17 protein-coding genes are annotated in these 21969 nt (G+C 69.7%); 12 read left to right on the plus strand and 5 right to left on the minus strand.

Annotated elements, in window-relative coordinates; genetic code table 11:
• The first annotated feature begins 3 nt into the window (after nt 1-3).
• The 11 genes from ABGB08_RS28905 to ABGB08_RS28955 all read left to right on the plus strand — a co-directional run bounded on the left by ABGB08_RS28905 (nt 4) and on the right by ABGB08_RS28955 (nt 14124).
• Entirely contained in the window at nt 4-2292 is a 2289-nt protein-coding gene (locus tag ABGB08_RS28905; RefSeq protein ID WP_347596068.1) for a [protein-PII] uridylyltransferase, read from the plus strand.
• Nucleotides 2293-2444: 152 nt separating this feature from the next.
• Nucleotides 2445-5201: a nitrate- and nitrite sensing domain-containing protein gene (locus ABGB08_RS28910; RefSeq protein WP_347596071.1), complete on the plus strand. Its 2757-nt coding sequence runs from the start codon at nt 2445-2447 to the stop codon at nt 5199-5201.
• A 5-nt stretch (nt 5202-5206) separates the two neighbouring features.
• Complete coding sequence (locus ABGB08_RS28915; protein ID WP_218038488.1) at nt 5207-5617, plus strand: roadblock/LC7 domain-containing protein; 411 nt, start codon at nt 5207-5209, stop codon at nt 5615-5617.
• A gap of 9 nt (nt 5618-5626) precedes the next feature.
• Complete coding sequence (locus tag ABGB08_RS28920) at nt 5627-5986, plus strand: DUF742 domain-containing protein (RefSeq protein WP_155360693.1); 360 nt, start codon at nt 5627-5629, stop codon at nt 5984-5986.
• Complete coding sequence (locus ABGB08_RS28925; RefSeq protein ID WP_246264718.1) at nt 5967-6551, plus strand: ATP/GTP-binding protein; 585 nt, start codon at nt 5967-5969, stop codon at nt 6549-6551. Before ABGB08_RS28920 ends, ABGB08_RS28925 begins: the two co-directional genes overlap by 20 nt.
• A 270-nt stretch (nt 6552-6821) precedes the next feature.
• Nucleotides 6822-7955 (plus strand): spermidine/putrescine ABC transporter substrate-binding protein, encoded by a 1134-nt coding sequence (locus ABGB08_RS28930; protein ID WP_347596073.1) that lies wholly within the window; start codon nt 6822-6824, stop codon nt 7953-7955.
• Nucleotides 7956-8040: 85 nt separating this feature from the next.
• A complete protein-coding gene (locus ABGB08_RS28935; RefSeq protein ID WP_347596076.1) occupies nt 8041-9321 on the plus strand; it encodes a glycosyltransferase in 1281 nt (426 codons plus the stop codon).
• A 212-nt stretch (nt 9322-9533) separates the two neighbouring features.
• The gene (locus ABGB08_RS28940) at nt 9534-12719 is read left to right on the plus strand and encodes a nitrate- and nitrite sensing domain-containing protein (protein ID WP_347596079.1); all 3186 of its coding nucleotides are present in this window, start codon (nt 9534-9536) and stop codon (nt 12717-12719) included.
• A gap of 5 nt (nt 12720-12724) precedes the next feature.
• Nucleotides 12725-13138 (plus strand): roadblock/LC7 domain-containing protein, encoded by a 414-nt coding sequence (locus tag ABGB08_RS28945; RefSeq protein WP_204043937.1) that lies wholly within the window; start codon nt 12725-12727, stop codon nt 13136-13138.
• 19 nt (nt 13139-13157) lie between these two features.
• The gene (locus tag ABGB08_RS28950) at nt 13158-13529 is read left to right on the plus strand and encodes a DUF742 domain-containing protein (RefSeq protein ID WP_155360689.1); all 372 of its coding nucleotides are present in this window, start codon (nt 13158-13160) and stop codon (nt 13527-13529) included.
• A complete protein-coding gene (locus ABGB08_RS28955; RefSeq protein ID WP_347596082.1) occupies nt 13510-14124 on the plus strand; it encodes an ATP/GTP-binding protein in 615 nt (204 codons plus the stop codon). The genes ABGB08_RS28950 and ABGB08_RS28955 overlap by 20 nt, the downstream gene beginning before the upstream one ends.
• Nucleotides 14125-14168: 44 nt before the next feature.
• Here ABGB08_RS28955 and ABGB08_RS28960 read toward each other — a convergent pair whose 3' ends face one another.
• Genes ABGB08_RS28960 through ABGB08_RS28980 form a run of 5 tightly spaced genes read right to left on the minus strand, consistent with a single transcriptional unit; the run spans nt 14169 to nt 18557 of the window.
• Nucleotides 14169-15176, minus strand: coding sequence for a methyltransferase (locus ABGB08_RS28960; RefSeq protein WP_347596085.1), 1008 nt, complete (start codon nt 15174-15176; stop codon nt 14169-14171).
• A complete protein-coding gene (locus ABGB08_RS28965) occupies nt 15173-15946 on the minus strand; it encodes an ABC transporter ATP-binding protein (RefSeq protein ID WP_347596088.1) in 774 nt (257 codons plus the stop codon). The genes ABGB08_RS28960 and ABGB08_RS28965 overlap by 4 nt, the downstream gene beginning before the upstream one ends.
• A 28-nt stretch (nt 15947-15974) precedes the next feature.
• Complete coding sequence (locus ABGB08_RS28970; RefSeq protein ID WP_347596091.1) at nt 15975-16787, minus strand: ABC transporter permease; 813 nt, start codon at nt 16785-16787, stop codon at nt 15975-15977.
• Nucleotides 16784-17566 carry an ABC transporter permease gene (locus ABGB08_RS28975; protein ID WP_347596094.1) on the minus strand — a complete coding sequence of 261 codons (783 nt, stop codon included), beginning with the start codon at nt 17564-17566 and terminating at the stop codon, nt 16784-16786. Before ABGB08_RS28975 ends, ABGB08_RS28970 begins: the two co-directional genes overlap by 4 nt.
• A 1-nt stretch (nt 17567) precedes the next feature.
• The gene (locus ABGB08_RS28980) at nt 17568-18557 is read right to left on the minus strand and encodes an ABC transporter substrate-binding protein (RefSeq protein WP_347596097.1); all 990 of its coding nucleotides are present in this window, start codon (nt 18555-18557) and stop codon (nt 17568-17570) included.
• Nucleotides 18558-18963: 406 nt separating this feature from the next.
• Here ABGB08_RS28980 and ABGB08_RS28985 point away from each other — a divergent pair, with 406 nt between their 5' ends.
• Nucleotides 18964-21945: a nitrate- and nitrite sensing domain-containing protein gene (locus ABGB08_RS28985; protein ID WP_347596100.1), complete on the plus strand. Its 2982-nt coding sequence runs from the start codon at nt 18964-18966 to the stop codon at nt 21943-21945.
• The last annotated feature ends 24 nt before the right edge of the window (nt 21946-21969 follow it).

Here is a 21969-nt window from a genome sequence, read left to right on the forward strand (position 1 = left end):
CGAATGATGAGAGGGGAAGCTCGCTCGTTCGCCGCGGCCCGCAAGGAGCGGGCCGCGGATATCGACCGCTGGCTCACCGATCTGTTCCGCACGGCGATCAGCCAGCGGAACGGGAAGAGCGGGCTCCCCGAAATCGAGAGAGGCGGCGAGCGCGCCACCGCGGGAAGCGGGGTCGCGCTCGTCGCCGTCGGCAGCCTGGGCCGGGGGGAGCTGGCCCCCGGCAGCGACCTGGACCTGGTCCTGCTGCACAACGGCCGCGACGACGTCGCCCAGATCGCCGACCGCATCTGGTACCCGATCTGGGACTCCGGGATCGGCCTGGACCACTCGGTCCGCACCGTCGACGAGGCCGCCAAGGTGGCCCGGGAGGATCTGAAGGCCGTGCTCGGCCTCATCCAGGCCCGGCACATCAGCGGCGATCCCGAGCTCACCCGGGCCGCGCGCGAAGCCGTCCTGGTGGAGTGGCGGGCCGATTCGCGGCGGCGCCTGGGCGAGCTGCGGGAGGCCGCCGACAACCGGGCCGACTCCAGCGGGGAGCTGGCCTTCCTGCTCGAACCCGATCTGAAGGACGCGCGCGGCGGCATCCGCGACGTGCAGGCGATGCAGGCCGTGGCCGCCGCCTGGGTGGCCTCCGCCCCCGGGCCCCGGGTGCGGGAGGCGTACGAGCTGCTGCTGGACATCCGGCACGGGCTGCACCTGGTCACCGCGCGCGGCACCGACCGGCTGGTGCTGCAGGAGCAGGACGCGGTGGCCGGCACGCTCGGCCTGCTGGACGCCGAGGCGCTGATGCGCCGCCTGGCCGAGGCCGGGCGCACGATCGCGCACGCCTTCGACGCCACCTGGCGGACCGTCGACCGGCTGCTCTCCGGGCCCGCCCCGCGGGGCCGCCGCCCGCTCGCCGACGGCGTGGTGGAGCACGGCGGCGAGGTGGTGCTGGCGCGCGGCGTCAGCCCCCGCAACGACCCTGTCCTGGTGCTGCGCGCCGCCGCGGCCGCCGCCGAAGCCGGGCTGCCGCTGGCCCCGGCCACCGTGAGCATGCTGGCCGCCCAGTCCCCGCCGCTGCCGGTGCCCTGGCCGGACGATGCCAGGGACGCCCTGGTCGGCCTGCTCGGCGCGGGCCGCGCGGCGGTGCCGGTGTGGGAGGAACTCGACCAGGCGGGCGTGCTGGTCCGGCTGATCCCCGACTGGGAGCGGGTACGGCACCGCCCGCAACGCAACCCGATCCACACCTTCACCGTGGACCGGCACCTGATCGAGACGGCCGCCGGAGCCGCCGCGTTCACCCGCGAGGTGTCCCGCCCCGACCTGCTGCTGATCGGCGCGCTGCTGCACGACATCGGCAAGGGCTGGCCGGGCGACCACTCCAGCACCGGCGAGGTGGTGGTCCGCGACATCGCCACCCGGATGGGGCTGCCCGCCGCCGACGTGGACGTGCTGGCCACCATGGTCCGCCATCACCTGCTGCTGCCGGAGACCGCGACCCGCCGCGACCTGGACGACCCGATGACGATCTCCCGGGTGGCCGGCGCGGTCGGCACCCGCGAGGTGCTCGACCTGCTGGCCGCGCTGGCGGTCGCCGACGGCCAGGCCACCGGTCCGGCCGCCTGGAACAGCTGGAAGGCCTCCCTGGTCTCCGACCTGGTGCGCCGGGTCAGGTCCGCGCTGAACGGCACGCCGCCCGCGCCCGCGCCGAGCCTGTCGCCCGAGCAGGCGTCGCTGGCCCGGCACGGCGGCGGCGCGATCCGGGTCAACGGCGGCGCGGTCACCGTGGTCGCCCCGGATCGGCCCGGGCTGCTGTGGCGCGCGGCCGGGGTGCTGGCCGCGCACCGGATGGTGGTGCGCTCGGCCTCCGCCGCCTCGGCCGGGTCCACGGCCGTGATCGAGTTCGCGGTGGTCCCCGAGTACGGCTCGCCCCCCGACCCGGCGACCCTGGAGGCGGATCTGCGCCTGGTGCTGGCCGGGCGCCTGGACATCGAGCAGCGGCTGGCCCGCAGGACCCGATCGCTGCGCCCGCCCCGGGTGCCGGTGGCGCCGCCGCGGGTGACGCTGGTGGACGACGCGTCCAGCACGGCCACCGTGGTCGAGGTCCGCGCGCACGATCGTCCCGGCCTGCTGTGGAAGATCGGCAGGGCGTTCGGGGACTGTGGCCTGGACGTACGCGCGGCGCGGGTGGAGACTCTCGGCGCGGAGGCGGTCGACGTCTTCTACGTGGTGGACCGGGCCGGCCGGCCCATCCTGGACGAGCAGCAGCGGACCCAAGTACGGGAACAGGTGCTTATCGCACTTAGATGATCTTCTGTCCGGCCTGTGCCTTGGGATCATTCCTCTTACCAGTTGGTAACGATTGCGTCCCTTGTATCGGTAAGGCCTCTTACCATCGTGACCTTGTGGTCGAATTGTCCGCGCTTGTCTAGCAATGGCACTTGACGTTTTAGCGGGGGCCGGTGAGCACGGAACAAAAGACCGGGGAACGGGAACGGGCCAAACGCTTCGCGCTGCGGAACTGGCGCGTGCCAACCCGGCTGACCGCCCTGATCCTCGCACCGACCCTGATCGCCGTCATCCTGGCGGGCATCCGGGTCACCGAATCAGTCGACAGCATCGCCGCCAACGAACGCACCCTGGCCGCCGCCGAGTACGCGGCCCGGCTGCGCGACCTGAGCCAGCAGCTCGCGACGGAACGCGACCGCACGGCCTGGGTGGACGGCCTGATCGGGGTGCGCGCCTCGCTCCGCGATCCCGGCCGCGTCATCCAGCAGCAGGAATACGACCTCAACCAGCAGAAGGCCACCGTCGACCGCCTGCTGGCCGCCTCCATCGACGATGTCAAGCAGATCGACGAGTCCTACGGCGAGCGCGCCGCCGAGGAGGCCAGGCAGACGCTCAGCCGGCTGGAGGTCATCGCCGACAGCCACGCCGCGGAACGCGACAAGGACGCGGCGACCTCGGTCTTCTTCGACTACGGCCAGGCCATCGCCACCATCCTGCGCCTGCACGACGAGCTTGGCGAGATCAGCGACGACCCGCAGGTGGTCGCCGCCTCCCGGGCCCTGTCCGCGCTGGCCCACGCCAAGGACGAGGCCTCCCAGCAGCGCGCCGTGCTGACCACGGAGCTGCTGGAGCCGCGCCAGGCCTTCACCCCCGACGACCTGCAGCGCTTCCTCGGCTCCTGGTCCCGGCAGGCCGGCTACACCACCGCGTTCAACGCCGAGGCCGACACGGCCGCGTTCACGGCCTTCTACAAGGCCCGCAGCGTGCCGGCCGCCAGGGACGTGGAGATGACCAAGGCGTGGGCGGTCGCGCTCGGCTCCCGCAACCACGCGCTGCGCCCGATCCCCGGCCGGGTGATCACCGCGCAGGAGTGGTTCAAGGACAACACGGCCGCCCTGGAGGCGCTCAAGGGCGTGGAGCAGCAGGTGGCCGACCAGGTGCTGGGCCGGGCCTCCGCGCTGCAGTCCGCCGAGCAGCGCAGCGCCCTCATCGCGGGCGGCCTCATCCTCGCGCTGATCCTGCTGGTGCTGGCCACCACCGTGCTCATCGCCCGGTCGATGGTGCGCCCGCTGCGCCGGCTGCGGGCCGAGGCCCTGGAGATCGCCGGGATCCGCCTGCCCGAGGTGGTGCGGCGGATGCGTGAGGCCGGCGAGCCCCAGCAGCCCGCCGACGACCACTCGGTCACCGTGGACAGCGCCGACGAGATCGGCGAGGTGGCGCAGGCCTTCGACGAGGTGCACCAGCAGGCGGTCCGGTTGGCCGCCGAGGAGTCGCAGCTGCGCAACAACGTCAACGCGATGTTCGTCAACCTGTCCCGCCGGACCCAGACCCTGGTAGAGCGGCAGATCTCGCTCATCGACGGCCTGGAACGCGGCGAGCAGGACGGCACCCGTCTCGCCGACCTGTTCAAGCTGGACCACCTGGCCACCCGCATGCGCCGCAACAGCGAGAACCTGCTGGTCCTGGCCGGGCACGAGCCGGCGCGCAAGCGCAGCCAGCCCGCCCGGCTGGTGGACGTGGTCCGGGCGTCGCTGTCGGAGGTGGAGGGCTACGAGCGGGTCACCGTACGGGTGCACCGTTCCGCGGCCGTGGCCGGGCACGCGGCGAACGACGTGGTGCACCTGGTCGCGGAGCTGGTCGAGAACGCGGTCGCGTTCTCCTCGCGGGACACCAAGGTGATCGTCTCCAGCAGCCCGATCGAGGGCGGCGCGGTCCTGCTCGCCGTCAGCGACACCGGCATCGGGCTGTCCCCCGAGGAGATCATGGAGATCAACCGGCGGCTGGCCGAGCCGCCCACCGTGGACGTGTCGGTCTCCCGCCGGATGGGTCTGTTCGTGGTCGGCCGGCTGGCGCAGCGGCACGGGATCCGGGTGCAGTTGCGGCCGGGCGACGTGAACGGGCTGATCGCGATGGTGCTGTTCCCGGCTGAGCTGATCGCCAACCCGGACGCCAAGCCGGTGGCCACCGGATACGGCGAGGTTCCGGCCTGGCCGACGCCCGCCGCCATCGAGCCCACCGGCGCGTTCCACACCCCCACGACCACCAGCGGCCTGCCGGTGCGCAGGCCGGTCACGCCGCAGGAACCGCCCCGGCACGCGCCGCGGGAGATGCCCAGGGAGCCGGCCTCGTCCAACGGGTGGTCCGCGTTCGGCGCGCCGCCCCGGTCGCCGGGCCGGCCGGAGCCGGCGGGGGAGGTCACCGCCTCGTTCCCCGCCTTCACCGAGCATTCGGGGGCGTTCCCGGTGCTGGGCGCGCCGTCGTACGAGCCGCGGGCGGAGTCGCTGGAACGCGGCGACGAGTACCTGCCGATCTTCGCCTCGGTGGAGTCGGCCTGGTTCCGCCGTCCGGACCCGAAGCCCCCGGTCGTGCCGCCGCAGAGCATGCCGCCGCAGGGCGTGCCCATGCCGGGCGTGCCGCCGCAGAGTGCCTGGCGGTCCAGCGCGGACACCGGCTACCGCGCGGCGGCGGCGGCCAACGAGCCGGCCGCGGGCGGGGTGACGCCGGCGGGGCTGCCCCGCCGCACGCCCCGGGCGAATCTGGTGCCAGGATCGGTGAACGCGGCGAGCTCCCCGCCCGCCACGGCCCCGCCGGTCTCGCCAGAAGCGGTGCGGGATCGGTTCTCCAGCTTCCAGCAGGGTGTACGGCGGGGCCGCGCGGAAGCGGCCGGCGAATCGGCCGACGGATCGGCGAATGAGAGGGAGGGCTCGTGAACGAGCTGAGCGTCGAGGCGCGCAGGTTCGACTGGCTGATCACCGAGTTCGTGAGCGGCACCCCCGGCGTCGCGCACGCCGTGGTGGTCTCCGCCGACGGCCTGCGGCTGGCGAACTCCGACGGCTTTCCCCCGGACCGGGCCGACCAGCTGGCGGCGGTGGCCGCCGGGCTGCTCAGCCTCACGGCGGGCGCCTCCCGGGTGTTCGACGGCGGCGAGGTGACCCAGACCGTGGTGGAGATGCAGCGCGGCCTGGTGCTCGTGATGGCCATCAGCGACGGCTCCTGCCTGACCGTGCTGGCGGCGCCGGACTGCGACATGGGTCTGGTGGCCTACCAGATGACGCTGCTGGTCGAGCGCGCAGGTCAGACGCTCACGCCGGCGTTGCGGGCCGAACTGCAGACCAGTCGCCGGTGATGTTCGGTGATGCGTGGACCTGAGGGCACCGAGGACGAGCCGCTCTTCCGTCCGTACGCCGTCACCGGAGGACGTGCGGAACCGCGTTACCATCTGGCGATGGAGACGTTGGTCTCCACGGTGACGTTCATGAGCGATGACTACTCGATGCTCGAGCCCGAGCAGGAAGCGATCATGACGCTCTGCCGTTCCGTGCGTTCGGTCGCGGAGATCTCCGCGCTGCTCCGGGTCCCCCTCGGCGTGGCGCGGGTGCTGATCGCCGACCTGGCCGACGAGGGTCTGGTCCGCCTGCACATGCCGCAGCTCAACCAGGGACAACCAGACCACAATTTGCTCGAAAGGGTGCTCAGTGGACTTCGCAGGCTCTAGTCGCGGCCTGACCTCGACGAAGATCGTCGTGGCGGGCGGGTTCGGCGTGGGCAAGACGACCTTCGTCGGTGCCGTCTCGGAGATCCTTCCGCTGACGACCGAAGCGGTGATGACCGATGCCAGCACCGGCATCGACGACCTCGGGCTGACGCCGAACAAGACCACCACCACGGTGGCCATGGACTTCGGCCGGCTCTCCCTCGACCAGGACCTGATCCTGTACCTGTTCGGCACGCCCGGGCAGCACCGTTTCTGGTTCATGTGGGATGACCTGGTGCGGGGCGCGATCGGCGCGGTCGTGCTGGTGGACAGCCGCCGGTTGGCCGACAGCTTCCCCGCCATCGACTACTTCGAAGAGGCCCAGCTGCCCTTCGTGGTGGCGATGAACGGCTGGGACGGGCAGTTCCTGCACGCCGAGGAGGAGGTGCGGGAGGCGTTGTCGCTGGCCGCCACCATTCCGGTCATCCGTACGGACGCGCGTTCCCGGGAGGCGGTCAAGTCGACTTTGATCACCTTGGTGGAATATGTGCTGACGGTGCGGTCGGCGTACGGGAGACCGTACTAGGCAGAAAATAGGCATTAAGGGCCATGCGCTGGAACCGGCACATGGCCCTTAGCTTTGCCCAGATAAAGATCATTAAATGGTGATTTATGGTGATTTGTCCGGGTTCGCAAAGTGGACCGGGACATGAGTTGAATCCAGATTCAAATCAGACCGTGAACGTCCAGCTAACAATGTCCCGAAAAGTCTTGATCTATCTTGATATGGACTGCAACACTCCCTCTTTGGTCTGCTGCTCGCAGGCATCAAGGCACCTATGAAGGAGTAGCGGTCGTGTCCCGTATCCGGTACACCCGTCAACTGCCGGCTGCTTTCACCGCCGCCGGACTTGTCCTCGCGCTGGCCGCGTGTGGTGGATCAAGCACCTCGCCGGACTCCACCGCGGCGGCGGCGCCTAGCGCCACGACGGTTCAGCTCGACCCCAACGCTGATCTCAGCAAGCAGAGCCTCTCCATGTCGATCTGGGAGGGGTACAGCCCGCCGGACCTCCCCGAGCGGATCAAGAAGGATCTGAAGTTCGATCTGAAGATCGCTCCGCATGCCACCAACGAAGACATCATGGGCAAGCTGACCACCGGCCAGGACACCAGCTTCGACCTGGTGTTCGTCTCCGGTCAGTACGCGCAGGCGCTCAACGAGGCCGGTCTGCTCGAACCCCTGCACCCCGAGCTGATCCCGAACCTGGCCAACCTCTACCCCGAGGCCGCCAACCTGTCCTACGACAAGGGCAACGTCTTCTCCGTGCCCTACACCTGGGGCACCACCGGCATCTGCTACCGCACCGACATGGTGGACGCGCCGCCGACCAGCTGGAACGACATCCTCGCCCCGAAGGGCAAGGCCGTCGGCAAGGTCCTCATGATGACCACCGAGCGCTGGCTCGCGCTGCCCGCGCTGAAGGCCCTCAAGAAGTCGATCAACACCACCTCCGACGCCGACCTGGCCGCGGCCAAGGATCTGCTGCTCAAGGCCAAGTCGACCATGCTCGCCTTCGACGACACCACCTTCGGCACGAAGGTGGCCGAGGGCGAGGCGGCCATGGCCGTGGCCTGGGACGGCTGGTGCCCGACGGACAAGCCGAAGGTCAAGTTCGTCATCCCGACCGAGGGCAGCGACCTCTGGGCGGACACGATGGTGATCCTGAAGTCCTCCAAGAACAAGGAGGCGGCGCACGCCTTCATCAACTACATCCTGGACCCGAAGGTGCACGGGTGGGTGGCCGCGAACATCCTCTACAAGGTCCCCAACAAGGCCGCGATGGACAGCGTGGACCCCGCGCTCTACGCGTCCTACCCGCCGCTCGCGATGACGCCCGCGAAGTTGCTGGAGGGTGAGTCGATCATCGACCTCGGCCAGGACTCGGTGAAGTACACCCGCCTGTCGACCGAGGTCCAGGCAGCTCAGTAAGGCCGTTGGTGTGGCGGCGGGCGCTTGCGGCGCCCGCCGCCCTGCCGTCCCCACCGGACATTGATTGCGATCGGGAGACAGACGAATGGTTGAGCAGCCGCTGACGGTGCTCTTCATGCCGGAGAGCGCCTACGGGCCCACCAACAACTGCATCGGCATCGGCGACGTGCTGCGCCGCCGCGGGCACCGGGTGGTCTTCGCCGCGGAGGCGTCCTGGAAGGGCAAGCTGACCGCCCTCGGGTTCGAGGAGGACCTGGTCGACCTGGCCGAGCCCGCCGAGGACGCGGGGGAGCAGGACGCCGGCCAGTTCTGGAAGGACTTCATCCGCGACACCGCGCCGGAATACCGCAAGTCCACCCAGGTGCAGCTGGAGACGGTCACCAAGCCGATCTGGGACGCCCTGATCGACGGCGCGAAGTACTGCGAGCCGCAGCTGAAGGACATCATCGCCCGGGTCAAGCCGGACGTGATCGTCGAGGACAACGTCATCACCTTCCCGGCGCTGCTGACCGCGGGCGTGCCGTTCGTCCGGATCATGTCGTGCAACCCGCTGGAGGTGCGTGGCGACGGCGTGGCCCCGGTCTTCTCCGGCCTGCCCGCCGACGGCACCGGCTGGGCGGAGTTCCGGGCCGAGTACGACCGCACCCACCGGGAGATCTGGACCGCGTTCAACGCCTGGGTGGTCGAGCAGGGCGCTCCGCCGCTGCCGGACCTGGACTTCATCCACGAGGGCGACGCCAACCTCTACGTCTACCCCGAGATCATCGACTACACCGCCGAGCGCCCGCTGGACCCGTCGTGGACCCGGCTGGACTCCTCGGTCCGGGAGACCGATGAGTCTTTCACGCTTCCCTTCGAGCGTGGCGACGAGGCGTTGATCTATTTCTCGCTCGGTTCGCTCGGTTCCGCCGATGTGGAACTGATGCGGCGGGTGATCGACGCGCTGGGCCGTACGCCGCACAAGTACATCGTCTCCAAGGGCCCGCTGCACGCGGAGATCGAGCTCGCGCCCAATATGTGGGGTGCGGAGTTCGTGCCGCAGACTAAGATCATCCCGCTGGTCGACCTCGTCATCACCCACGGCGGCAACAACACCACCACCGAGGCGCTGCACTTCGGCAAGCCGATGATCGTGCTGCCGCTGTTCTGGGACCAGTACGACAACGCCCAGCGGGTCCACGAGACCGGCTGCGGCGTCCGCCTGAACACCTACACGTTCACCGACGAAGAGCTCTACGCGGCGCTCGACCGCCTGCTCGGCGACACCGAACTGCGCGAACGCCTGGCCGCCGCCGGTACGGAGATCCGCCGCCGGGACGGGTTGCGGATTGCCGCGGATGTCATCGAGAAGGTCGCTGCCAAGTAATAACATGCCATACGTCCGGATTCGTGCAACATGTGTGATTCGCCGATCTGGTAATGGTGTGTTCCAATTTCTGATGCCACAGAAGGCACACGCGTGACAGGCGAGAGGTTTAGAAGCCAGTGACAACGCACGACCCGCGAGGTGGCCGAGCGATAGGGAACGGGCCGGAGCCCACGGCTTCGGCGGCTTCCTCCGGCTCCCGCGCTGCGTTTATGCGGCTGGGCAACTGGCGGGTGCGCTCCCGCCTGGTCGCGCTGATCCTCCTGCCGACGGTCGTCGGCGTGCTCTTCGCCGGTGTTCAGCTCACCGCGGCGATCAGCACGTCGGCCGAGTACCGCCGGCTCACCCAGGTCGCCGAACTCGTGGTCCAGCTGGACGAGATCAACCATGAGCTGGCCAGAGAACGCGACCTGATGGCCATGTACAGCGCCGAGGGCTTCCGCAACTCCCGGAAGAACCAGGTCCTCAACCAGCAGAACAAGGTGGACGGGATCCGGGGCCGGGTGATCGAGTCGCTCCAGACGCTGGACGAGTCGCAGCCCACCCGCGTGCTCAACCAGGCCAAGCGCATCACCGGCTGGCTCCAGGGCCTGGAGGGGCACCGCAAGGGCCTCATCAGCAGCCAGGTGCCCGCCCGAGGCGCCATCGGCATGTACACCCGCATGATCGCCGACATCAGCGTGCTCCACGAGGACCTCGGCCGCAGCGGCGCCGACCAGCAGCTGTTCGGCGACAGCCTGGCGCTGACCGCGCTCAGCCGGGCCAAGGAGAACCTGTCCAGGAGCCGCGGCATCCTGACCGTCGCGATCATCGCCAAGGGCAAGCTGGACTACGACGACCTCTCCGACTTCCTCACCGCTGTCCGCAACCACGACGCTGACCTGGTGACCTTCCAGAAGGAGGCGTCGCCCGCGATCGCCGCCCTCTACAAGAGCACGGTGCAGGGCCCCGAGGTCGAGCGCACGCACTCGATGCGCGCGCTCGCGCTCGCCCAGGTCCGCGCGGGCACCTTCATCGGCAACCTCGACCTGCTCCGCAGCAACGACGCCTCCAGCTGGTACAACGCGGCCTCCTCCACCATCGACCTGATGCGCGAAGTGGAGAAGGACCTCGGCGCCCAGGTGGTCACGCACAGTCAGTCGCTGCAGGACAGCGAGCAGCGCAGCGCCATCATCTCCGGCGTCCTGATCCTGGTCCTGCTGGCCGTCGTGCTGGCCATCACCGCCCTGGTGGCGAGCTCGCTCACCCGCCCGCTGCGCCGGCTGCGCCGGGAGGCCCTGGAGATCGCCGGATCCCGGCTGCCGGACACGGTCCAGCGGCTGCGCGAATCCGGCGAGTCCGCCGAGGCCCCCGACGTGTTCCCGATCGGGGTCACCACCAGCGACGAGATCGGGGAAGTCGCCCGGGCCTTCGACGAGGTCCACCGCGAGGCGGTCCGGCTGGCCGGCGACGAGGCCAAGCTGCGCAGCAACGTCAACTCGATGTTCGTCAACCTGTCCCGCCGCACCCAGACGCTGGTGGAACGCCAGCTGTCCCTCATCGAGGGCCTGGAGCAGGGCGAACAGGACGACCAGCGGCTCGGCAACCTGTTCAAGCTGGACCACCTGGCCACCCGCATGCGCCGTAACAGTGAGAACCTCCTGGTCCTCGCCGGGCAGGAACCCGCCCGCCGGTGGGGCCAGCCGGTCCCCGTGGTGGACGTGGTCCGCGCCTCCCTGTCGGAGGTGGAGAACTACGAGCGGGTCAACATCCAGATCCAGCCGGGCGTCGCCGTCGTCGGCCAGTCCGTCAACGACGTCGTGCACCTGGTCGCCGAGCTGGTCGAGAACGCGATCTCCTTCTCCCCCCGGGAGACCAAGGTCGCCGTCTCCAGCAACCGGATCGACGGCGGCGGACTGATGATCTCCGTCAGCGACGTCGGCATCGGCATGACCGGCGAGGAGCTCGCCGCCGCCAACTGGCGGCTGGCCAACCCGCCCGTCGTGGACGTGTCGGTGTCCCGCCGGATGGGCCTGTTCGTGGTCGGCCGGCTGGCCCTGCGGCACGGCATCCGGGTGCAGCTGCGCCAGCAGGACATGGGCGGCCTGACCGCCATGGTGCTGCTGCCCGAGTCGCTGCTCTCCCAGCCCGCCGCGTTCCCCGGCATGCCGCAGCAGCCCGCCGCCCTGCCCGGCGGCCCCCAGCAGTACGGCCTGCCGCCCGCTCCGGCGTTCGGGCAGCCCGCGCTGGCCAGCCCCACCTCGTTCGAGACGATGGGCCGCCCGCCGGTCTTCGGCGCGGACGCCCCTGGCATGGGCGCGCCCGAGCCGTGGCGGCGTGGCCGGTTCGAGAACTTCGAGCAGCGCAACCAGCAGGGCGGTTTCGACCGTACGCCGCCCGCTCTGGAGCGCGGCCCGTTCGACACCGGGTCCACCACCAACCCGTTCGGCACGCGCAACCCGTTCGAACCGGCTGCCGGGAGCAACCCGTTCGACACCGGGCCCACCCGCAATCCGTTCGACCCGGGCGGGCGCAGCCCGTTCGAGTCCGGTGCCTTCGGCGCCGGGAACGCGACCGGTCCCAACCCGTTCGACCCGAGCATCTCCGGTGGATTCAACACGACCGGCCCCAACCCGTTCGACCCCAGCACCTCCGGTGGATTCGGGGCGGGCAACACGACCGGGCCGAACCCGTTCGACTCCGGCGCCTTCTCCTCCGGTTCCTACGCCTCCCCCCGACCCTTCGACAACGGCGTCCCGGCCGAGACGCCCTGGCCCGGGCAGCCGCCCACGCCCGGCAGCCCCAGCTGGCCTGGCGGGCCGCAGGGCGCTCCAGGAGAGCGGGGCAACGGCTGGCCGGGGCGGCCGTTACGCGGCCCGTTCGAGCCGGACGTGGACAACACCGGCCCGCTGCCGGTGGTCCGCAGCTCGCCGCTGGAGGAGATCGACGAGTTCCTCCCGATCTTCGCGGCGGTCGAGTCCGACTGGTTCCGCCGGTCCGCGCCCAGCTCGGAAGAGCCCGACGGGGACGCGGAAGGCGGCCCGGCCGAGCGCAAGGCCTGGTCGTCCCCGGCTGACGCGGGCTGGCAGGCCGCCAAGGCCGCAGCCGAGCCCGCCCTGGGCGGGGTAACCTCTTCCGGTCTGCCGAAACGGGTGCCCAAGGCCAACTTGGTCCCCGGTTCCGCGGACTCCAAGCCGTCCTCGGCGGTCGCGGCGGCCGCCGTCGCGCCCGCCGCCGTTCCCGCCGCACCGCCCGGCCCGATGCCCGGGGTCTCCCCCGAGCGGGTGCGCAGCCGCCTGTCGAGCTTCCAGCAGGGCGTACGGCAAGGCCGTGCGGTGGCCAGGGGTGACATCAGCGAGGAGCAAGGATGGCCTGGGGCCGTCCACAGCGGTCCTGAGAGCGATAAGGATGAGGCATGAGGGAAATGAGCCAGGCCGCTCGCGGCGTCAATTGGCTGATCACTGATTTTGTGAACAACGTCCCAGGCGTGGCCCACACCGTGGTGGTCTCCGCCGACGGATTGCCCCTGGCGTTCTCCGAGGGGTTCCCCAAGGATCGGGCCGACCAGCTGGCGGCGGTGGCCGCCGGCCTGATCAGCCTGACGCAGGGCGCGTCCCGGGTGTTCGAGGGCGGCCCGGTCACGCAGACGGTGGTCGAGATGCAGCGCGGGCTGCTCCTGATCATGTCGATCAGCGATGGTTCGTGTCTGGCCGTGCTGGCGGCGGCCGATTGTGACATGGGCCTGGTGGCCTACCAGATGACGCTCCTGGTCGAGCGCGCGGGTCAGGTTCTCACGCCAGCGGTGCGGGCCGAGCTCCAATCCTCGCATCCCCGTTGATCGACACTAGGAGGACGCGGTGGCAGGCGGCTGGACAGGCGAGCCTCCGGCGGAAACCAGCTCGCTGGTACGGCCGTACGCGGTAACCGGTGGCCGGACGTCGCCGCGGATGCAGCTCGCCATGGAGGCCCTGGTCTCCTCGGCGACCGCCGGGCACGTCGATCTCTCGACGTTGACCCCGGAGCGCCAGGCGATCAGTTCGTTGTGTCGGCAGGTGCGCTCGGTGGCGGAGATCTCGGCGCTGCTGCGGATGCCGCTCGGGGTGGCCCGGGTGGTGATCGCCGACATGGCGGCCGAGGGGTTGGTGCACGTGCACCAGCCGCAGCTGGACGCGGGTAAGCCGGACTTGGGCTTGTTGGAAAGGGTGCTCAGTGGACTTCGACGGCTATAACCCCGGGGCAGGCGCCGCGGGCGCCGGCCGGGGCCTCACCTCAACGAAGATCGTCGTTGCGGGCGGCTTCGGGGTTGGCAAGACGACCTTCGTGGGAGCGGTGTCGGAGATCGTGCCGCTGACCACGGAGGCGGTGATGACCGACGCCTCGGCCGGAATCGACGACGTCGGGCTGACCCCGCACAAGACGACGACCACGGTGGCGATGGACTTCGGCCGGGTGTCGCTGGACCAGGATCTGATCCTGTATCTGTTCGGCACGCCTGGTCAGCACCGTTTCTGGTTCATGTGGGATGACCTGGTGCGTGGCGCGATCGGCGCGGTGGTCCTGGTGGACACCCGCCGGTTGGCCGACAGTTTTCCCGCCGTGGACTACTTCGAGGAAGCCAAGCTGCCCTTCGTGGTCGGCGTCAACGGCTTCGACGGGACCTACCCGCACGGGGAGAACGAGATCAGGGAGGCGCTCACGCTGTCTCCGCACATCCCGGTGGTCCGCACCGACGCGCGGGCCAGGGACTCGGTGAAGAGCACGCTCATCACGCTGGTCGAGCACGCGCTCACCATGCGGGTGGCCGTCCCCGGCTGGCAGCGCTAGCCGGGGACGGCGGTTTCTGTTACACGGTTGAATCGCGGAATCCGCTAGATCGGGGTCGCTACGACCGCGCTCGCCCAGGCGGGCAGCTCGACGATCTTGGACAGGGCCAGGCCGCTCTTCTCCAGCAGCGTCTGATATTCCGTCCGGGTCCGTTCCATTCCGTCCCCGATCAGGGCCAGCATTCGCATGTCGCCGTCCAAGCCGACATGCGGGGAGTCGTCGTCGGGGAGGACGATCTCCACTATTAGGATCTTGCCGGTGGAGGGCATCGCGGCCCGGATGTTGCTCAGGATCCGGACCGAGTCGTCGTCGTTCCAGTTGTGGATGACATTGGCGAGGATGTACACGTCCCCGGCCGGGATGCCGTCCGGGACGAAGAAGTCGCCCACCACGCACTCGCACCGGTCGGCCAGACCGGCCGCCGCGATCGCCTCCCGCCCGGACGGGATCACCCGGTCCAGGTCGAACAGCACGCCGCGGGTCCCCGGGTGGGCGGCCAGCACGGCGGTCAGGATGTGCCCGCGCCCGCCGCCCACGTCCACCACCCGCTCGACGCCGGTGAAGTCGTAGTGGTCGGCCAGGCCGCTGGCGAACGGGATCGCCCGGCGGGTCATGTAGTCGTCGAAGACGACTGCGGCCTCCGGGTTCGCGCCCAGGTACTTGTATACCGGACCGTGCAGCTCGCGGAAGGCCGAGACGCCGGACTTGACCGTCTTGGGGAGTTTGCCCATGCCGTTCCAGTACGCCTCCTCGCCTACCAGCCGGATGGCCGAGCGCAACGAGCCGGGGGAGTCGTCCGTCAGGAGGAGCCCTGCCTCGGTGACCTCGTAACCCTCCGGCACGCTGCGGACGAACCCCATTCCCGCCAGCTCGCGGAGCACTCGCCGGACCGACAGGGGGTGGGCGTCGCAGCGCGCGGCCAGCTGGTCGGCGCTGAGGGGCCCGTCCCGCAGGTGCGCGGCGAAGTCGAGTTCGGCCATCGTGGACAGCGCGGCGAAGCGTGAAATGCCGTAGATCGCGTCCCAGACGGCGTCGGCGGGTTGTGCGGTCACCTGGTCTCCATTTCGTGATGGGTGGTTATGCCGCGAACCATCCGGCCGACGTCGGCGCGGAGCTTGACGAAGGCGTCGAGTTCGCGGGTGCGGATCTGGTCGCGGGGTCCCGGCAGATCGACGGTGAGGTCGCCTGCCACGGTCCCCGGCGCCTTGCTGAGCACGACCACGCGATCCCCGACGTAGACGCTCTCGTCCACGTCGTGGGTGATCAGCAGGATGGTCATGCCGTGGTGCGCGCAGACCCGGAGCACCAGATCTTCCAGCTCTTCCCTGGTCTGCGCGTCCACCGAGCCGAACGGCTCGTCCATGAGCAGCAGCGACGGCCGGTAGGCCAGCGCCCGGGCGATCGACACCCGCTGCTGCATGCCGCCGGACAGCTCCCACGGGAACTTGGCGGCGGCGGCGCCCAGGCCCACCTCGGTGAGCGCGGCCATCGCCGCCTCGTCCCTGGCCTTGCGGTCCAGGCCGCGGCGGCGCAGCGGCAGGCCGACGTTGGCCAGCGCCGACAGCCACGGGTAGAGGGAGCGGCTGTAGTCCTGGAAGACCACGGCCAGGTTGTCCGGCGTGCTCTCGACCGGCCGGCCTTCCAGCAGGACGGCGCCGCCGCTGGGCTTGATCAGCCCCGCGATGGACCGCAGCAGGGTGGACTTGCCGCAGCCGGAGGGGCCCACGACGCAGACCACCTCGCCCTGCTTGACGGTCAGATTGATGCGGTCGATGGCGCGATATGTGCCGTAACTGTGGGTCAGATCGACTAACTCAAGCACCGGAGCTTCCTAGATCTTCCGAGATCTTCTAGATCGTCCGCCGGGCACGCTGATGCCATGCCAGGATGCGGCCCTCCAGCAGGAGGAACGAGGCGTTGAGCAGGAATCCCAGCACGCCGAGCAGGACGATGTAGGCCCATACGTCGGCGAACAGGAAGTTCTGCTGCGCGGTGAGCAGGCCGTATCCGATCCCGCTGGTGCTGCCGATCAGCTCGGACACCACCATCAGGATCAGCGCCAGGGACAGGCTGAGCCGCAGACCCGCGAAGATCTTCGGCATGGCCGCCGGGATCACCACCCGCCACAGCACGTCGGCGCGGGAGAACCCGAAGACCCGGGCCGTCTCCAGATACTGGCGATCCACGGTCTTGCAGCCGTCCGCCGTGTTCAGCAGCACCGGCCAGATCACGCCGAAGACGATGATCGCCAGCTGGGTGGCCGTGCCGATCTGGAACAGCGCGAAGAAGATCGGCACCAGCAGTGGTGGCGGCACCGCCCGGCCGAACTGCAACATCGGGTCCAGGTAGTCGGCCAGCCTGGCCGACCGCCCGATGGCGACCCCGATCAGGATTCCGGCCGCGCTGGCCAGGATCCAGCCCGCGAACAGCCGGCCGAGGCTCGGCGCGAAGGCCTCGATCGCCTCGTCGGTCAGCAGCCCCCGGGTCAGCGGCCCGGAGAACCAGAGCTCCTGGATGCGCACCGCGATCGTGCTCGGCGCGGGGAAGTAGGGCTGGGCGGCGAGCCGGGTGGCCAGCTCCCACAGCACCAGCGTCACCGGCACGATCCAGAGCCCGGCCACCCTGCTCGCGAAGCTTTTCCGGTTGAGGCTTGTACGGGTCACGACACACCCGCCATCCGGCTGTGATGCCAGCGGAAGACCCGTTTCTCCGCGGCCACCAGCAGCGAGTTGACGGCGATGCCGAACACGCCCACCCAGGCGGTCGCGGCGATCATCAGGTCGACCCGGTTGCCGCTGCCCGCCGTGCTGATGAAGACGCCGACGCCGTTGGTGCCGCCCGCCACCACCTCAGCGCTAACCACCAGGATGATGGCGACCGAGGCGGCCAGCCGTACCCCGGTGGCGATGAACGGGGCCGCGCTGGGCAGCACGACCCGGAACACCGTCGCGCCAGGACCGAAACCGAAGCTCCGCAGCGTCTCCTTGGCCAGCGGGTCGACGTCGCGGACACCGTAGATGGTGTTGATCAGCACCGGCCAGGTGGCCGCGTACACCGCGACCGACATGCGCATGTGCAGCTGGTTCTGGAAGATCATGATAGCCAGTGGGATGAGGGCCACCGACGGGATGGGCCGGAGGAACTCGATCAGCGGCCGGGTCGCGACCTCGGCGGGCCGGGCCACCCCGAGCAGCAGACCGGCCGGCACCGCGATGGCGATGGTCAGCGCGAGTGCCCAGAACCAGGCTTCCACGCTGGCGAGCGCGTGGCCGAGGAACTCGCCGTCGACGGCGAGTTCCACGGCCCTGCTCAGGATGGTGGAGGTGAGCGGGATGAATGCGGCGTCGATGAGGCCCGTCCTGCCCGCGGCCTCCAGAACGACAAGCAGCCCCGTGGCGCCGATGACGCCACGGAGCACTGTCGAGCTGATCAATCTGGACACGTCACCCCGCGGTCGGCGCGTGCAGCACCGACTTCACATCGAACCCGGCCTGCAGGTAGCCGTACTCCTTCATCGTGTCGGCGACCCGCTGCAGGCGCGCCTCGCTCAGGGTGGTGGAGTAGACCCCGAGCGCGATGACGGAGGCGGTGGCCGCGTCGATCTTGGTGTATTTCGGCAGGACCTCTTCGATCGCCTTGCGGTCGGAGGCGGCCAGCTGCTGGGCCTTGGCCAGCGCGCGCTGGAAGGCGGCCACCGTCTTGGGGTTCTTGCTGACGAAGTCTTCGTTCATCACCCAGCCGGCGATGGGGAAGTCGGCCAGCGGGCCGCTCATCGTGTCGGCGATCTTCTTGGCGCCCTGCTGGGAGTAGGCCGAAATGAAGGGTTCAGCCACCCAGATCGCGTCCACGGTGCCGTTCTTCAGCGCGCCGCCCATGTCCGGCAGCGGCATCGGCACGAACTGCTTGGGGTCGATGGTCACGCCGGCCACCTTGGCGGAGGCGGTGACGGCCAAGGTGGCAATGTTGTTCAGCGTGTTGACCGCGATCTTCTTGCCGCCCAGGTCCGCCGGGCTCGAGAGGCTGGCGTCGTCCGCGTTGGCCATCAGGACGAAGTTGTCGGGCGCGGACTGGTAGCTGTCCGCGACCACCTTGAACTTGCCCACGCCCTTCTCCTGCGCGGAGAACAGGGAGACGTAGTTGTTCAGAGTCGCGTCCAGCTGGCCGGCGACCAGCTTGGGCGTGGCGGTGGCGCCACCGACCTCGATGGACGTCCGTACGGTCAGCCCTTCGGCGGTGAAGAAGCCCTTGTCGATCGCGATCTGGATCGGAGCCGAGTCGGGTATAGGCAGGATACCGACCGTAAGGGCGGTTTTTTCCAAGCCGTTATTCGAGGTGTCCGCCGTCGTATTCGTATCGGCGCCGCCGCATGCCGTGAGTGCCAATGCGGCCAGGACGCTCACCACGAGCGGTCGGCCCAGGAATAGGCGTCTCATGGAGTCTCCTTTAGCTGGGGGAATGGCCCGCGGATCGTCAGATGATCTCGAACACGGCGGGCGACGAGCGACGAGCGTAGCGGAGGAAAAACCCCCTCAACAGGAATGAGAGCACTATGTCACCAAACTTGTAAACAAGTCAGCTGTTGGTGACTTTTGCGCTAAATGAGGTGTTTCAGGGGGTTGGATCGGTCCATCGAACGCATGATCCCATGGAGGGTGCGCAGTTGAGGTTCAACCAGGGAAGTTCGCTCTGACCTCTCGACATTACTGAGCGGTACGTGTTGGATCGTGGCAATCCGGTCACGGCTATTGGTCTATCTCGTGGTCTTATGCTCCAATTGCCCGTGGCTTATGGGAGGTTTCCCGGGATAAATTGATTTTTCTTTAGCGGAAGGTGCGGCCTGTGAGGACGGCTACGATCGACAATGATCACCGCACCGTGTCCGAGACGCCCCCGGCGGCCCTCCCCGGCCCCGAGGACGAAGAAGACACGCGTAACCGGCTGGCGCTGAAGAACTGGCGGGTCCGCAGCCGCCTGGTCGCCCTGATCCTGGTCCCCACCATTGCAGCGGTGCTTCTGGGTGGCCTTCGTGTGGTGACATCGATCAACAGCGCCGCCGAATATCAGAGGGTCAGCGAAGTGGCGGTCTTCACCGGCATCCTGAGCGACCTGATCCACGAGCTCCAGCTCGAACGCGACCTGACGGCGCGTTACATCGAGACCGGCCGGTCGGGCGAACCCGCCCTCGGCCTGGTCCGCAACCAGCGCGGCTCGGTCGATGTGCTCACCGACGCGGTCCGGAGCCGCGTCGAGGTCACCGGCGACTCCTTCGGAGAAGTCGGTCGGCAGAACCTCTCCCGGCTCGACCGGCGCCTCGGCGAGCTGGCCAACTTGCGCAAGACGACCGTGGAAACTCAGCTCCCCGCGCTGCTCGCGATCGACAAGTACTCCGCGTTCATCGCGGACCTGATCCGCCTGTACGACGAGAACGGCCAGGGCGGTGTCGACGAGGAGCTCGACGCCAGCGCCACCGCCCTCGCCTCGCTGGCCCGCGCCAAGAACGAAGCCTCCATCGTCCGGGCCACGCTCGCCCTCGGTACCACCGTCGGCCGCTTCGACCCGCTGGAACTGGACGCGTTCACTGCCGCCCGCAAGCGGCAGGAGGGCGAGCTGAACGCGTTCCGCACGGTGGCCACTCCGGGGGAACGCCAGAGTTACGCCGACCTCGTCACCGGTCCGGAGATCGACAGGGCCGAGTTCCTGCGGCTGTCGGCGCTGGAAGTGATCAGGACCCGCCGCCTGCTCAACAACCTGGACGACCGCCCAGGGCCGGACGGCGACGAGTGGTTCCAGGTCAGCAGCGCCACCGTCGACAAGATGCACGAGGTGGAGAAGCTCCAGATCGCCTCCATCGTCGACCGCAGCAACGGCTTCGCCGCCGCCGACCAGCGCGGCGCCATCGCCAACATCATCGTGGTCGTGCTGATCCTCGGCCTGGTGCTGGTCATCACCACCGCGATGGCCCGATCGCTGGTCAGGCCGCTGCGCCGGCTCCGCTCCGAAGCCCTGGAGATCGCCGGCCACAAGCTCCCCGAGCTGGTCCAGCGGCTGCGCGACTCCGACGGCACCGGCAACACCCCCGAGGTGAAACCGCAGCCCATCGGCGTCTCCTCCACCGACGAGATCGGGGAAGTGGCCCGGGCCTTCGACGAGGTCCACCAGGAGGCGGTCCGGCTGGCGGGCGACGAGGCCAAGCTGCGCAGCAACGTCAGCGCCATGTTCGTCAACCTGTCGCGCCGCACCCAGACCCTGGTGGAACGGCAGATCGCCCTGATCGACGGCCTGGAGCAGGGCGAGCAGGACGAGCAGCGGCTCGGCAACCTGTTCAAGCTGGACCACCTGGCCACCCGCATGCGCCGTAACAGTGAGAACCTCCTGGTCCTCGCCGGGCAGGAACCCGCCCGCCGGTGGAGCCAGCCGGTGGAGCTCACCGACGTCATCCGGGCCGCGCTGTCGGAGGTCGAGGGCTACGAGCGGGTCGCCATCAACATCCCGTCCGACGTGGCGCTGGCCGGGCAGGCCGTCAACGACGTCATCCACCTGCTGGCCGAGCTGGTCGAGAACGCGCTTTCGTTCTCCGCCAGGGACACCCGGGTGGTCGTCTCGGGCAACCGGATCGACGGCGGCGGCGTGATGGTCTCGGTCACCGACGGCGGTATCGGGATGACCCAGGAGGAGATCGCCGCGACCAACTGGCGGCTGGCCAACCCGCCGGTCGTGGACGTGTCGGTGTCCCGCCGGATGGGCCTGTTCGTGGTCGGCCGGCTCGCGCTCCGCAACGGCATCCGGGTCCAGCTGCGCTCGCACGACAGCGGCGGCCTGACCGCGATGGTGCTGCTGCCGGAGTCGCTGATGGGCGCTCCGGCGTACTCCCAGCAGCAGTACGCGGGCACATTCGCGCCCAGCTGGTCGCCGCAGGGCCAGTCCGAGCCCGTCGCCTGGGGCGCCCCGCCGCTGGCCCTGTCGGCGCCCGCGCCGAACGGTCCCGGCGGGCCCTTCGCCACGCCGGGTCCTGGCGGGCAACACCCGTCCTTCCCACCGCCGGGGATGCCGCAGGCCATGTTCGGCGTCGACAACGGGGGACCCCAGCGGTCCGCGTTCGACGGCCGGGGTCCCGCGGACGGCCGGAACGCGCTGGGCGGCGGCCCGGCCGGCGCCCTGCCGCCCTCGCCGTTCGACGGCCGGGGCGCGTTCGGCTCCCCGCAGGGGCAGCCGAACCCGTTCGACCAGCAGCCCGCCAGGTCGCCGTTCGACGCGCCCGCCACCGGGCAGGTCATGCGCTCGCCGTTCGACCCGCGCACCCCGCCTGGCGCGCCAGGCCCGGCCTCCAACGGGCCGCCGCTGCCGAAGCGGCGTGGGGATTCCGGTCTGTCCGGTATCTCTGGGTTCTCGGGAATGCCCGGGATGTCGGGGATGGATGTGGACAGCACCGGCCCGCTGCCCGCCGTACGAGAAGAACGGCCGGAGGACTTCCTGCCCATCTTCGCGGCGGTGGAATCGGCCTGGTTCCAGCGCAGCCCCGAGGACAAGAGCTGGAACCAGACACCTGCCGACAACGGCTGGGAGGCGGCCGCCCAGCAGCCCTCCTGGGAGGCCAGCACCTCCTCGGGCCTGCCCAAGCGGGTGCCCAAGGCCAACCTGGTGCCCGGTTCCGCCGACGCGGGCAAGCCGGCCATCGCGCCGATGCCCGCCCTCTCGCCGGAACGCGCGCGCAGCCGCCTGTCCAGCCTCCAGCAGGGGGTACGGCAAGGCCGCGCGGTAGCCAGAGGCGAGATCAGCGAAGACGAGGGATACCCGGGCGCCGGCAGAGGAGAAAAGCCGTGAGCGTGCCGACATCTACCTATCTGT

The organism is Acrocarpospora sp. B8E8 (assembly GCF_039871605.1).
GTDB classification, from domain to species: domain Bacteria; phylum Actinomycetota; class Actinomycetes; order Streptosporangiales; family Streptosporangiaceae; genus Acrocarpospora; species Acrocarpospora macrocephala.

Coding starts and splice junctions, on each gene's coding strand:
- ABGB08_RS28905 (WP_347596068.1), top strand. CDS start 4: ATGATGAGAGGGGAAGCTCGCTCGTTCGCCGCGGCCCGCAAGGAGCGG.
- ABGB08_RS28920 (WP_155360693.1), top strand. CDS start 5,627: ATGCGTGGACCTGAGGGCACCGAGGACGAGCCGCTCTTCCGTCCGTAC.
- ABGB08_RS28935 (WP_347596076.1), top strand. CDS start 8,041: ATGGTTGAGCAGCCGCTGACGGTGCTCTTCATGCCGGAGAGCGCCTAC.
- ABGB08_RS28940 (WP_347596079.1), top strand. CDS start 9,534: ATGCGGCTGGGCAACTGGCGGGTGCGCTCCCGCCTGGTCGCGCTGATC.
- ABGB08_RS28945 (WP_204043937.1), top strand. CDS start 12,725: ATGAGCCAGGCCGCTCGCGGCGTCAATTGGCTGATCACTGATTTTGTG.
- ABGB08_RS28980 (WP_347596097.1), bottom strand. CDS start 18,557: ATGAGACGCCTATTCCTGGGCCGACCGCTCGTGGTGAGCGTCCTGGCC.